The organism is Psychroserpens damuponensis, assembly GCF_000826655.1.
In the GTDB taxonomy this organism is placed as follows: domain Bacteria; phylum Bacteroidota; class Bacteroidia; order Flavobacteriales; family Flavobacteriaceae; genus Psychroserpens; species Psychroserpens damuponensis.
Map to the genome: position 1 here is coordinate 124,872 of NZ_JXJO01000022.1, position 14,567 is coordinate 139,438.

13 protein-coding genes are annotated in these 14,567 nt (G+C 31.9%); 7 read left to right on the top strand and 6 right to left on the bottom strand.

Annotated features, from left to right (window positions below):
* The first annotated feature begins 14 nt into the window (after positions 1-14).
* The 3 genes from TD29_RS13295 (at position 15) to TD29_RS13305 (ending at position 3,400) form a co-directional block, all read left to right on the top strand.
* On the top strand, positions 15-617 hold the full coding sequence (locus tag TD29_RS13295) for a DUF6705 family protein (RefSeq protein ID WP_040281237.1): 603 nt from the start codon (positions 15-17) through the stop codon (positions 615-617).
* Between the two features lie 94 nt (positions 618-711).
* Positions 712-1,506: a hypothetical protein gene (locus TD29_RS13300; RefSeq protein ID WP_040281238.1), complete on the top strand. Its 795-nt coding sequence runs from the start codon at positions 712-714 to the stop codon at positions 1,504-1,506.
* An 82-nt stretch (positions 1,507-1,588) separates the two neighbouring features.
* Positions 1,589-3,400, top strand: coding sequence for a carboxypeptidase-like regulatory domain-containing protein (locus TD29_RS13305; protein ID WP_040281239.1), 1,812 nt, complete (start codon positions 1,589-1,591; stop codon positions 3,398-3,400).
* Between the two features lie 78 nt (positions 3,401-3,478).
* On the opposite strand, the gene TD29_RS13310 is transcribed toward TD29_RS13305, so the two are convergent.
* The 5 genes from TD29_RS13310 to TD29_RS13330 form a co-directional block, all read right to left on the bottom strand.
* Positions 3,479-4,330 (bottom strand): GLPGLI family protein, encoded by an 852-nt coding sequence (locus TD29_RS13310; RefSeq protein ID WP_040281240.1) that lies wholly within the window; start codon positions 4,328-4,330, stop codon positions 3,479-3,481.
* A gap of 250 nt (positions 4,331-4,580) precedes the next feature.
* A complete protein-coding gene (locus TD29_RS13315) occupies positions 4,581-7,325 on the bottom strand; it encodes a TonB-dependent receptor (protein ID WP_040281241.1) in 2,745 nt (914 codons plus the stop codon).
* Positions 7,326-7,404: 79 nt separating this feature from the next.
* Positions 7,405-8,310: a GLPGLI family protein gene (locus tag TD29_RS13320; RefSeq protein ID WP_040281242.1), complete on the bottom strand. Its 906-nt coding sequence runs from the start codon at positions 8,308-8,310 to the stop codon at positions 7,405-7,407.
* A gap of 114 nt (positions 8,311-8,424) precedes the next feature.
* Entirely contained in the window at positions 8,425-9,273 is an 849-nt protein-coding gene (locus TD29_RS13325) for a GLPGLI family protein (RefSeq protein ID WP_040281243.1), read from the bottom strand.
* 28 nt (positions 9,274-9,301) lie between these two features.
* Complete coding sequence (locus tag TD29_RS13330) at positions 9,302-9,673, bottom strand: hypothetical protein (RefSeq protein ID WP_040281244.1); 372 nt, start codon at positions 9,671-9,673, stop codon at positions 9,302-9,304.
* 125 nt (positions 9,674-9,798) lie between these two features.
* Here TD29_RS13330 and TD29_RS13335 point away from each other — a divergent pair, with 125 nt between their 5' ends.
* The 4 genes from TD29_RS13335 (at position 9,799) to TD29_RS13350 (ending at position 13,515) form a co-directional block, all read left to right on the top strand.
* Entirely contained in the window at positions 9,799-11,361 is a 1,563-nt protein-coding gene (locus TD29_RS13335) for a sensor histidine kinase (protein ID WP_040281245.1), read from the top strand.
* Positions 11,354-12,031 (top strand): response regulator transcription factor, encoded by a 678-nt coding sequence (locus TD29_RS13340; RefSeq protein WP_040281246.1) that lies wholly within the window; start codon positions 11,354-11,356, stop codon positions 12,029-12,031. Before TD29_RS13335 ends, TD29_RS13340 begins: the two co-directional genes overlap by 8 nt.
* 84 nt (positions 12,032-12,115) lie before the next feature.
* Entirely contained in the window at positions 12,116-12,898 is a 783-nt protein-coding gene (locus tag TD29_RS13345; protein ID WP_040281247.1) for a hypothetical protein, read from the top strand.
* A 2-nt stretch (positions 12,899-12,900) separates the two neighbouring features.
* Positions 12,901-13,515 (top strand): deoxynucleoside kinase, encoded by a 615-nt coding sequence (locus TD29_RS13350; protein ID WP_040281248.1) that lies wholly within the window; start codon positions 12,901-12,903, stop codon positions 13,513-13,515.
* Positions 13,516-13,543: 28 nt separating this feature from the next.
* On the opposite strand, the gene TD29_RS13355 is transcribed toward TD29_RS13350, so the two are convergent.
* Positions 13,544-14,539 (bottom strand): App1 family protein, encoded by a 996-nt coding sequence (locus TD29_RS13355; protein ID WP_241485278.1) that lies wholly within the window; start codon positions 14,537-14,539, stop codon positions 13,544-13,546.
* Positions 14,540-14,567 lie beyond the last annotated feature (28 nt).

Consider the following 14,567-nt stretch of genomic DNA (forward strand, 5'->3'; position numbering starts at 1 on the left):
AAAATAATGTAATTATGAAAAACTTATTTTTTACAATATCAATATTACTTTTAGCTTTATCATGTAAAGCACAAGGCCCAATAGTTGCCTTAGACACTTACGAACACAACATATTAGATGGTTCTTATGTTAAAGATCTCAATAGCGAGTTGAACAATTTTGTTGGCACATGGATATTTACTGATGGTACAACATCATTTACTTTAGTTTTACAAAAACAAATACAAACCTTTAACGGTGATTATTATGAAGATTATATGATTGGGGAATACTCATACACTACAAATGGACTAACAATTGTTAATACTATCCCTTTGCTAAATAATGCACAACTCAACTTGCAAAGAAATATTGGAGGTAGATATATTGTTAAAGGTCCAGACCATAATTGTACTGATTGTTTACCTAATGAAAGGCGAATTGATTTATACTTTTCAGACCCTAATCGAGAATATTTATCCTCAGGAATAGTTCTACGATATTTAGTCAACGAAACCAATCCAGAAAAAATTACTGCGACTATATACGTTGTTGGAAATGTAATGCTCCCTTATGAAAGTGCTTCATCTTCACCTAGTGTCCCTTACGGTACGTATTTAATGGAGAAGCAGAACTAAGTCTAGTTTTTGATATTAATCAATAACCTCTGAATTTTAATTCAGAGGTTTTTTGTTTTAAAGAGAGTCCTTATATTGTTTAAAAATCTAAGCCATGAAATTCAAAACCCTAGAAACTTCAGAATATAAAAATCTATACTTTCATAGAACCGAAGATTGGGATTGGCTTACCAGTGATATGATTAGAGTTATTGATAGCAAAAGTCCGCGAGTTATAACCATGGATCCTTGGCCTCAAAAAATATTTTTAGAAGCCCTAGGTCAATTAACAGTTGAAGATTATGTACACGCTGTTACCAAAGAGTACCCAAAAGGCAATGTACCAAAAGAGTTAGATGACACTATATTAGAAATGCTAGTAGACCTTGTTTATGGCGATAAAATTATAGCGTTTTCTGAGGTCCCCATAACATTAGATGAGGCACTTTTAAACCCTATGACTCAAGAAGGCGACATTGCTGTTAAAGGCATTTGGAAAGGCACTTATCAATACTCAATTCCAGATGAATTTAAAGATGATAGGATGATTGATGTTGAATTCACGATTAATATTGACACCTTAAAAGGCAACACTTTTACAGGAACCGTAAAAGACGATTTATCAACTGGAGGCACACCAGGAACAGGAACCATAAAAGGGAAATTTGATAATGACCGTATTTATTTTACTAAAAACATGCCTATTTCGGCTACAATTGATAAAAATGGAATACATAGTACTCATACTAATAAAAAACACCCAACTTTAGTTTATGAAGGTCAATTTTCTAGAAATAAACAAATTATAAAAGGAACTTGGAAATTCAAATCAAAGGCATTGTATTTTAAAGGTTTTATACCACGTTTACTGTCTCGAGGAACTGGGACTTTTGTCATGAATAAATCTTAAAATCAATATTTTACAATCTTTTAACGCAACCATTTAGTGATTTTCACATCTTTAGAATAGAACTCTAAAAAATAAATGAAAAATGAAAATCACAAAAATCTTTTTACTAGCATCAGTATTGCTTTGTTTCTTTTCTTGCAACAATGACGACAATCTAAACACACCTCAAAATCAAGATGACGATCCAAACCATATAGCCTTTTCTCAAAATTTTGGAAGTGAAATCTCTAGAACATTTTTGGGGACAGTTGTAGATACTAATAACAACCCAATTGAAAATGCAACCATAAGCATAGGTAGTTTAACTACAACTACAGATGCCAATGGTGTATTTATCATTAATAACGCAACTATTAATCAGCGCTTCGGATATGTAAAAGCTCAAAAAGCAGGCTTTATTCATGCGTCTAGAGCTGTGGTGCCTAGTGAAGGCACTAACAAGGTTCGTATTATGATGCTAGCAGAAACGATTGCAGGAACAACCTCTAACGGAACCGAAGAAACGATTACATTACAAAATGGAGCGTCTGTTGCGCTTGATGGAAATTATATAAAACCTGACGGTTCTTCTTACTCCGGAAATGTAAATGTGATTATGCATCATTTAGATCCAGCAAATGAAGATATGCAAGACCAAATGCCAGGCATGCTCTATGCTGCAAACTCACAAAATGAAGAACGTATGTTACAAACTTATGGGATGTTAGCTGTTGAGTTAAGAGGCGATAATGGTGAAGATTTAAACTTAGCCGAAGGCTCTACTGCAGAAATCACAATGCCTTTAGACCCAAGTTTAATGGCAACTGCACCAAGTTCTATACCACTTTGGTATTTTGATGAAGCTTATGGATATTGGGTTGAAGATGGCGCAGCCACTTTAGTAGGTAACGCTTATGTTGGAACCGTATCTCACTTTTCATTTTGGAATTGTGATATTCCTGCCGAAGCCGTGAATTTATGTGTGACGATTAAAGACGAAAATGATAATTTACTATCTGGCTTATATGCTGAAATTACAAGTACACAATTTGGCACTACAGGAGGTGTTACTAATCAAATTGGCACAGTTTGTGGCTTAATCCCTACTAACGAGAGTTTAGTATTAAATGTATACAGTTCATATGAGAACACGTGTACAAATGCGCTTTACAATGGCACTATAGGACCATTCTCATCAGACTCTAGTATAAATATTGTAACAAGTGACTTAAGCGGAGAATGGATCACAGAAACGGTTACAGGTAATTTTACAGATTGTAACGACAATCCAGTAACTGAAGGATATGTGAGACTCTTTAAAGCTTTCACATTATTAGATACTGATTTTGTTGAAAATGGTGATTTTGAATTATCTACGGTAAGATGTAACACAAGTTCTGATATTTTTAAGTTACATGGTGTAGATTATATTAATGCTCAAGATACAGACTCGATTAGTTTTACGTACACCAGTCCTATTACAAATGTTGGCACTATTGCTGCTTGTAATGCCGTAGATGAATTTGTAACATATCAAGTTGATGGTGGAGATACAGTTACTGAGTACTTTGGAATTCAAGGCGGACAGGATGGTCTATCTAATTTAAACTTCTCATATTATAATAATGGAGATGAAAGTGGTAATAACTTTAGTATTGGCATTTTTAACGAAGATAATTCTCCTATAACTGTAGGCGTTTATCCGCCTGCTAACACTAATTATTTATCATTTCAAGATGGAACCAATGGTACAGCTCCAAATTCTGCAGGAAGCAACACTTTAATTACTGTAAATGTTTCTGAAATTGGAGAGGTTGGAGCGTATATTGATTTAACATTTAATGGTACGTATACTGATGCAGATTTGATAGAACACACTATTACAGGTACAGTTCATGCTTTGAGAGATTATTAAACTAGAAATTAAACTAGAAATCCTCCTCATTCATTGAAGAGGATTTTTTTTGTTTTCTTCGGAAATTGGACAAATCGATTACCTACCTCGTCCACCCATTCGTTGCGATCTAAATTCTTTCATTTTCTCAACAATTGTTTCTTGGTAAGCTTTTTTTGAAATTTCCTGTCCTTTTTTAGGTGCTTCTATTGCAATAATGTCCTCTGGATTGATGATTAATTTAGAACATAGCATGGTCGTATCACCTGCACTTATTTCTAATATTAAACCTGGAAGTCCCCAATATTCTGATGGTCCATGGCTTACTGGAATTTGTGGAGCGTACCATGCCTCTACTTCGGTCATGTCAATCTTTAGCTCTGTAGTTTCTTCGCCTACTACTGCTGGTGCATTATTTCTCAATTTTCCCCAAGAAAATGAATACCAAGTTAGCTCATCTGTAGGAATAGATGCTGTGGCTTTAAAACACATGTAATTTCCTATTTGTTTGGTTTCGCTTCCTAATTTCCATGCAATTGGTTGTAAACTATCTTTTACAAGAAAACGTTTTCCGTAGAACTCTTGATCCTGTATTTGGGTATTGGTTTTTACATTTTTATATTGATCTCCAGCTGCAAAGTTTTTGCCCCAAGAATCTGTAGCTCCAGATATAGCATCTAGCTTATCTCCTTCAGTGAAATAAGATTCTGATTTATTGAAGGTGAGTGTGTATGTCTTTTCTAATCGGTTTTTTAGCCGTGCCTTTACTGCTTTTTTTTGCTCTTCACTCATTCGTGCTCCCCAACTCCCAAGATCTAAACTAGACTTTGAAATGTAAGTTGCTTGACCTTGAAACTCTTTTTTATCTTGTACTTTATGCGTAACATTGGTTGAGCCAATTATTATTCCCATAAATAATAACATGGTTAATAAAGTATTAATTATTTTCATAATAATTGTTTTTTTTTGTTTAACAAAAGTAATAAAAAATTAAACAAAAACATGTTTTTAGTACAAAACTATCCTCTTAACATTTGATAATGTACCAAAAAAAAAAGCCTTCTCGAAAAAGAAGGCTTTTTTTTTATGCGTTAAGGATAGCAGCGACATCCTTTTTGTTTTTTCAAAAAGATATAGCGAATAGCCTGACTATTTGTAATCCTGCAATTGCAGGATTACAAATAGTAACGCCCAAAATATATTATAACGAATAAATGACTCTAAAGGTGACAAAGCGTGGCAGTATAAAAGTTTCTGAACTATATACCGAAATGTTACTAGAGCCATTGCTAATATTAGAATCGATATCTAAAAGGTTAGATGCCTTAACTTCAAACTCCCATTTTGCGTCTTTATCTTTTCTATATGCTAAACTTGCATCCCATGTTTGAAATGATTCTGCTGGTCTCACGCCATCATCTTGATTTGTATAAGTATAATCTGTTCTAAAGGTGAAGGCCTTTAAAATATAGGCATCAAACTCTATTGATGGTGCATTAACTTTAAAAGTTGTAGAGCTTTCTCCTTGATTTGTTTCGGTCACCGTATATCGATATTTTAAACTCACGTTTGGAGCCGATTTGAAATTAGTGCGTATTTCTGGTCGGTATGTTTGAGAGAAGCTTTCATTAACAGATCTAATATCTTGAATAAACTGATTGTTCTTATTATATGAAAAGCTCACATTTAAACCTGCACGAATTTTTTTAAAAGTACGTTGTACACGGCCAAATAGACTAGCTCTTTCATCTGCAAAATTAGAATTAAAGTACGTACTTGTTCTAATAACGTTATCAAAAAGTGTCTCGCTCCTAATTTGATCAATATTTTTTGAATAGGACGCACGAGCAAAAACGTTGGTATAATTAAATAAATTAAAACTAAAATAATTTAAGTTTAAATTATGTGATAACGAGTTTTGAAGTTCGTTATTGCCATAACCAATACTACTGTAATTGTTTAAAACTAAACCTTCGGCCAAACTCGTTACATCAGTAAATGAGTTACTCATGTTGTAGGTAAATGTTAAGCTTTCACTCTTTTTAAATTGTATACGTGTTTCAAAATCTGGTAAAACTCTAAAGAAATTGTCTTTATAAGTTACATCAAATTGTGTGTTCTTATTTCCGTAGGAATGTACTGAGAAACCAGGAGTGATCGTAAATTTTCCCGTTTTTAATCTATAGTGAAATCCTAAATAGACATCGCTAAAGTTATAATCGGTATCATTTTGATTTGATAATACATTGCCTTCGTCATCTGTTAATGTAGCTACAGGATCAAAATAAGAACCATCATCTAAAAACTGAAATATATTTGAGTTAAACTGTTGATTACTTAAAATCGTACCAAACGTTAAGTTGATATTACTTTTATTATTTAAAATGTGGTAGTAATCAACTTTAGCGTCTAATTGATTAGATTTAATACGTCTATTTTGATTTAGGTTATAACCAAATTGATTTACATCAAAGCCTAAAACTTCTGCAGTATTATCAAAGGCATCTTGATCTGCATCATTATTATTTGTTGGGTCATTTACTAGTAAAGCATTATAAAAAGGATCTTCATCTTTTAAGAGATGTTGTGCTTCTAAAGCAAAAATATTTTTATCATCTAAGGTATAATAATAACTTAAATTTTGATTGATACTATATGGCTTTACCTCATCAATTTGATTTGTATTACCTACAACAGATGAGAATAAATCTTGAACTTCTGTATCATTTGAGACACGACCTAACAAATCATAATCTAATTGATTATTAGCATTGGGTTTATAAGTAGCACTCAATTTGGCTAGAGCTTGGTTAGAAGATTCTTTTCCTGTTTGTACCGTTTGCTCATCTGGTATTCCTAATTCTGCATCAGTATAACGAACAAAGCTCTCTTCTCTAGTATTTAATCGACTACTATTATAAATAAAGAAACCACTAAGATCTAAATTTTTATTAGGTGCATAACTAAAGTTAGCTGCTCCTAATTTGGTTTCAACTTTTTGTGCATTACTTACATTGGTTAATCCGCTAAGACCATTATTTCCTAAATTAATATTGGTTCCGCTACTTCTAGATGGTGCTCTAAAACCACCTCCAAAATTTCTAATATCGCGATTTGTTAAAGCCACTTCTCCAATATTATTCATATCTCCAATAAGGTTGATACTGTATTTTGGGCTGTAATAAAACAATTTGGGTTGCACGAGATAGAGACCGTCATTATCTGCAATACCTGTTCCTGCTGTGACATCTCCAAACCAGAAATTCTCTTTTCCTTCTTTAAGTTTGATATTAATTGCAACGTTATCTTGGTTGTTAGTAACGCTACTCATTTGACCTACTTCGGAATAATTACGTAGCACTTGTATTTTATCTACAGCATTAGATGGGATATTTTTAGTTGCTAGTTTAGAATCACCATCAAAGAAATCTTTCCCATTCACCATTAATTTATTAACCACTTTACCTTCAACCTCTATTTGTCCGTCATCATTAATTTCAACACCTGGTAATTTTTTAAGGACATCTTCTAATTTTCGTTCACTTCCGTCTTTAAACGAATCGGCATTATAGACTAAGGTATCTCCTTTTACAGTCACTGGCATTTCATAAGTAATTTCTACAGCTGCAAGTGCATTATCATTTTGAAGTGTATAATTTTTAGTGAAATCTTCTTCTTTGGTTGTTATTGTTTCTGAAACAGTTTTCATACCAATATAGCTTACTTGCACTGAGTAGGCTGTATTTTTATCTAAATCGAGCTTAAAAACTCCTTTATCATTAGTTATAGCATAAGATGCCATGGCTTTGGTCTCTTTGTTGATCGCAATAATATTTGCTAATTCTAGAGGTGCTCCAATACTATCTTTAACGACACCTTTTACGGTAATTTGGGCACTAGAAATTCCTGCTAATAATAGCATTAAAACAATAAAAATATTTTTCATTTGATTAGATTTATCTTCTTATTAACCTGATTGTTGGTTTACAGATATAGAAGTGTGGTAATATTATTTAATTGGTTAGTTAATTTCTTCGTCCGCCTCCTCGGCCACCTCGACCACCATACATCTCTCTCATTTCTTCAATCTTATCTTTCATGATTTGGTTGTATTCTGAACGCGTAACGACATCCCCTTTTTCAGGTCTATCAATAGTTTCTTTATCTTGAGGGTTCATAACTATTTTAGTACATAAAATCACAGTCTTATCTGCAGTAACTTCTAGAATTAATCCTGGAAGCCCTTGATATTCACCTGGACCTGTGCTCACTGGTATTTGAGGCGTATACCAAGCAGTAACAATTACAAATTTTGGAACTTCTACACTATCAAAAATATTACTTGAATCATTTTTTGTGGTATCTGCAGTGTCTTGGCCTTCCTTTTTTTCATCATTACCTCTACCTCCTCTACGACGCATACTCATAAAATCCATTTCATCAACCGGTTTTGTAGTTGTTGCTTTAAAACAAGTATATTGCCCAATTTGTTTGGTTTCACTTCCTAGTTTCCATTCTAATTGTGGTAGAGAATCTTTTACCAGAAACTGCTTTCCGAAGAATTCTTGTTCTTGTAAAATCAATGATTCTTTTATGTTTTTATATTGAGAGCCACCAGTAAAACTGCTCATCATACCACCAAAACGACCTCCACCTCCAGCACCTGGAGCTTCTAATTTTTCTTCTTCTTTGTATGTAGATTCACTAGTATTAAAATTAAGCACATAGGTTTTTTCTAACATACTTTTCATACGATCTGCTATTTGCTTTTTTCGTTGCTCGCTCATATCACCTCCACCAAAGCCACTCATATCTAGAGTTGTTTTAGTTTGATAAATGGCTTGCCCTTGAAAATCTGCCTGAGCATTAAGGTTTAGTGATACTAATATCATAAACGCAATACTGCTTAATTTGATAGTAAAATTTTTCATTATTTTGAAGTCTTAGTCTTTAATAAAGGTTAAAATTATTCCTTTCTATTCTAGATTAGACTTGTAAACAGGCAAATAGTTAAATTGTTAAAGGTTAAAATTTTCTTAAAAAAACTAACCTCCAATTCTTATCTCAATACTTTCTCCATCGTCTCTGTCACTAGGTCTAAAACGCTCTTGCATTTCATTTAATTTCTTTTCCATAATAGCTTTAAATTCTTTTTGAGTCACCTTTTTCCCTTTTGATGGCTCAATAATTTCGTTAGATTTTTTAGGGTTTATAACAATCTTACTACAAATAATAGTTTGACTACCATCATTAGTTTCAAGAATTAAACCAGGAAGTCCGTGATAATTTGCAGGACCAGCACTTACAGAAATTTGAGGTGTATACCAAGCGGTAATGGTAATGGTTTTCATTTTTGGTTTAGCGTTTTCATCTTCACTTAAATCTTCGTCTTCATTAAAACTAATACTATTTTCTATAATTTCTATTTCTTTGGTCGTTGTAGCTTTAAAGCATGTATATTCTCCTATATTTTTAGTTTCAGACTCTAAAGTCCATTCATATTCTTTTAAATTATCTTCAATTAAAAAGAGTTTACCAAATGTTTCTTTTTGAAAGGTTTTCTTTTTCTCTTTGAGGTTTTTATATAAAATATCTGAGCCTCCTTTACCTATCATGATCATTTCCATGCCTTGCGGATTTGGAGCTCCAAGAGATTCTTCTTCCTTATATATAGTTTCCTCTTTATTAAATGTGAGAATATGTGTTTTTTCAAATTGCTTTTTCAACATTTCCATCATTTGCTGCTGCATTCCTGTATTTATTTGTGTGCTATCTAACTTCACGTCTATTTGTTGTTTAGACTTATAGGTTGCTTCACCAATAAACTCTTGAGCATTTACTTTTCCGCAGAAAAATAGAGTCAATATAATAATTGATTTTACGATTATTTTCATCTTACTAGTTTTAATTTATGATTAAAGGTTACTCTTTATTGTCATAATATTTGATGGCTGATTTTCTAATTTTTTTAATGCTTTTTAAAAAGCCTTTTGGATCATTAGAATTTCCTTTTACGCGATATGTTAATGTGCTTTTGGTTCCGTTAGACTTGTTATCTCCTGTGCAAATAATTTCAAATGAGACCTGTTCATTATTTTCAACTTCATTTAAAATGTTTTTGATGTCTTTCATCTTAAAAGTTTCTTCTACTTCTTTAGCAGAATCTACTGTTACAGAAACACTCAAGTTTGTTATCTTGGCATTTTGAGTTGTGACTTGTGCTTCTAAATTTTGAGCTTGACTAAAATTAACTGTTGCTATTAAAAGTCCTAAAAATGTAAATACTGTTTTCATGATAATTGTTTTTTTATGATTAATACACTACAAATGTAATTACGACTTAAAAAGATCTTAGTTAACCATTGTTAACGTGTGTTAACCGATTAGTTTTTAAAGGTTTTAACATTTACTTTTGAAATATGAATGATTCAAAATACAGATACATATTATATATTATCGTCATTGTAATTCTTTCTACAATTGGAATACAAGCCTATTGGAATTACAAGAATTATTTATCTAACAAACAACAGCTCATCAACGATGTGCAAACAAGTTTAGATAAAGCAGTAGATGATTATTATGCTAACTTAGCAGAAAATAGTACGATTGGTTTTAGCCTTAAAGGCATGAGTCAAAAAGATTTTATTAAAAACGGTAGATTTGACAGTATTATATCGTCTATTAGCGAGTCTGATACTGATGGATTTGGAAGTATTGATTCTATTAATCCTAATTTATTAGACGGTGTTTCTATAGTAAAAGGACCAAAAGCAGATTCTATAATTAATCAAATGCAACTTGAAGGGATTGTTAAATTTCAGGAATCTGACTCCAATATTATTAAACATATACAAATTGACTCTTTGTCAAAACAATCTAAAAATGAGCATTTAGAATTTTCTGAAGCCGATTTAAAAACCTTTACTTCAAAAATTATTATATCAATGACTACAGATTCTTTATCACTTAGAGGTATTGACACTTTGGTACAAAAAGAACTTCTAAGAAAAGATATTGGCATCAATTATACGATTAAATATAAAGACCCTTCTACAGATATTGATTATTATAATGCGACAGAAAAGGATATAGAATTTATAGATTCTATACAACTAACATCGTTTTTGAGTACAACTTCTAAGTCTGCATTATTACCTAAAAAAAGTGAACTGAGTTTATTATTTAATAATGTCTCTAGTGATGTGCTTAAACGCATTGTTTGGGGCATCACCATTTCTACATTATTGGTTCTAGCTGTTATAAGTTGTTTGTTTTACCTTTTACAAATTATAAAACGTCAAAAACAACTAGCAGAAGTTAAGAATGACCTCATTAGTAATATAACACATGAATTCAAAACACCTATTGCCACTATTGGTGTGGCGCTAGAGAGTCTTCAAAGTTTTAATATGATTGATGACGAGACTAAAAGAAAAACCTATTTAAATATGTCTCGCTCACAATTATCTAAGCTAAATACAATGGTTGAGAAATTGCTAGAAACGGCAACTTTAAATAGTGATAATTTAGAGCTCAATTTTGATACTTATAATATTTCCGAAGTGATAACAACACTAGTTGAGAAACATAAATTTAACGACAACTCTAAAACTATAATCACGACTATTGAAGACGCAGTTTTTGCGCATGTAGATGTGTTCCATTTTGAAAATGCCATCAATAATATGATCGACAATGCCTTTAAATATGGAGGTGACACTATTTATGTTAACTTAAAAAAGAACATTCAAACTATTGATATTTCAATTGCCGATAATGGATCATCGCTAACAAAAGCAGATAAAGTGCGTGTCTTCGAGAAATTTTATCGGGTCCCAAAAGGCAATACACACGACGTTAAAGGTTTTGGAATTGGATTGTATTATACCAATGAAATCATTAAAAAACATAAGGGATCTATTCAATTAGACCTAAAATCAGAATTAACAACGTTTAAAATCCAATTGCCAAATGTCTAAAATCACAATTTTACTTGCCGAAGACGAGCCAGCATTAGGACAAATCATTAAAGAAAGTTTAGAAACTAGAGATTTTAATGTGCTATTATGCAAAAATGGACATATTGCTATGGATGTATATCACAACGCATCACCAGAAATTTTAGTGCTTGATGTGATGATGCCTAAAAAAGATGGATTTACACTTGCTAAAGAAATTAGAGCGATTGATGATGCTATTCCTATCATTTTTTTAACAGCAAAATCGCAAACCAAAGACGTTGTTGAAGGCTTTAATATTGGTGGTAATGACTATCTCAAAAAACCATTTAGTATGGAGGAGTTAATTGTTAGAATTCATAATTTATTGCAACGCACTTCGATTCAAAAAACTTCGGAAATATTAAAAATTGGACAGTATTCATTTGATTTCCCAAAACAAATACTACATTTTAATGAGCATAAACAGCAACTTACACATAGAGAGTCTCATTTATTATTTCACTTAGTTCAAAACAAAAATAAAGTACTTGACCGTTCACTAATACTCAATAAACTTTGGGGAACCGATGATTTTTTCACAGCACGAAGCATGGATGTGTTTATAACAAAACTACGCAAGAAGCTTAAAAAAGATGAAAGCATTCAAATTATAAATGTTCGTGGCTTTGGTTATAAACTCGTATTTTAAATCAAAAACAAACAATCTATATAGACAAATGTAGTTATCTAATTACTGGTTCAATTTTTGTATTTTTCAGTTCTTAAAATAACTATGACTTTAATTAGATACATTTTTTTAATTTTCACTTCAATGGTTACTGCTCAATCTCAAATTGAGTTAACACCTTTAAAAGCCTCTATGTTAGAAGCAGATCAAATTATTGCTGTAGATAATTTTGAGACTATATATTACATCAAAGGCAATATTTTGTATAAAAAATCTATAGACCAACCCACAATCAACTATAGTAATGTGCAGTTAGGATTTCCTACAACAGTCAACACTTTTAATCCATTAAAAATAAATGTATTTTATCAAGATTTTAATACAGTAATCATACTAGATAACCGTTTAGCCGAAATCTTCAAAATCGATTTCAACACCAAACAACCTTATAAAAACGTTTCTCATATCGCCACAGGTTATGACAACACACTATGGATTTTTAATCAAGACTTACAACAATTAGAACTTTACGACTATAAAACGGATAAAGTAAGAGCCACAACGCTACCCATTCAATCTCGTGTGATACAGTTAACCAGTGATTATAATTATTGCTGGATGCTTACTGAAAATTTCCTGTATCAATATACTTACTTCGGAAGTTTAATCGCTAAACTCCCAAACAAAGGCTACACATCATTTGCTGTAGATAATGAAAATATTATTTTAAAAACAGCAACTGAATTCTTCTACAAATCGAAAAAAGACGAAAATATTAGCACTATAGAAATGCCCAAATTGTTAATAAATCAGTTTTTACTAACCAATGAAACCTTGTATATTTACGATTCTGAAAAACTTCAAACATACCAACTAAAAATCAATTAAATATGCACGTTGCAGTCGCAGGAAATATTGGTGCAGGTAAAACTACACTTACTAAATTACTAGCTAAACACTACAAATGGGAACCACAATTAGAAGATGTGGTTGACAATCCTTATTTAGATGATTTTTACAATCAAATGGAACGTTGGAGTTTTAATCTACAAGTTTATTTTTTAAATAGTAGATTTCGTCAAGTATCACAAATTCGTGAAAGTGGTAAAGACATTATACAAGATAGAACCATTTATGAAGATGCTCACATTTTTGCTCCCAATCTTCATGCTATGGGTTTAATGACCAATCGTGATTTTGAAAACTACCGTTCATTATTTGATTTGATGGAAGGGTTTGTAGAAGGTCCAGATTTGTTAATTTATTTACGTAGCTCCATTCAAAACTTAGTAGCACAAATTCACAAACGTGGTCGCGATTATGAAAACACCATAAGTATCGATTATTTAAGCAGATTAAATGAACGTTATGAAGCTTGGATTCATGGTTACAATAAAGGTAATTTATTAATTATTGATGTAGATCCTCTTGATTTTGTTGCTAATCCAGAAGATCTTGGAGGCATCATTAATAAGATTGATGCTCATATTAACGGCTTGTTTTAATTACGCTCAGCTATTAAATAGTTCTGTTTTATTTAATGAACCCGTTTTGTTTAGCATGCTCAATGGCCTGAACACTACTATCCACTAATAAAACTGGTATTTGGTTATAATCTTCAAATAAAGCTTTAACACGTTCCATTTTCTTTTTATGTGTAACGCTTCGTAAATATATAGCGGCAATTTGCTCAGGAAACTCATGCGCCACATCGATATAAATATCAGCATCGTGTTCACCACTGTCACCTATTAAAATGAATTGTAACTGAGGATAAGTCTTTAAAATATTTACAATTTCTTTATGCTTTTGTGGTCGATCTCCTGTTTTCTTTTTAAAAATATCTTTAAAACTACGCAGCAAAATAGGCCCTTTAGGAAACGCGTGCTGCTTTAAAAAGAATTCGAGATAACGATATAAATTCCAAGGGCTATGGCTTACATAAAAAATAGGATTAGCATGATTACCAGTAACGCCTCTATGCAGCATATTATAAAATTCTGCAGCGCCTTCTAACGGAATTCTACTAGCAGCACTTTTAAAAAGACTATTAATTAAAACTTTCCATTTTAGTGTAGACACAACTCCTGTATGCAGTATAGTATCATCAATATCGCTAATAACACCAAATTGTGCACGTTCTGAAGGAATTAATAATTCTCCAGGAAACCTATTTGAATTTTGAATACTTCTCTTAATATTGACATCATTATATGCCATTTCAAAATTAAGCCAACCTTCATCATTGACTAAAGCTCCTAAATCATCTAACCGTTCGTCAATTTTAAAATAGCCATGATCATCAGTACTCGTATTTAAAATTGTTCCGTTTGGTAGAGTTATTTTAAGTTCGGTATGTTTAATCTCATCGGTTTCAAAGCGTCTCCAAGAATTAAGTAACAATCCAAACAAACCCTTTTGCTCGAGATTGATTGTTTCATCTTCCAACGCACGTCCACGCATGTAAAAATGAGTATTTGTACCATAACTTTGAAAGGTAATAATTTGTAAAGGGTCTTTTTTGAACACCAACTTGATAAATTAGATGATGAAGATA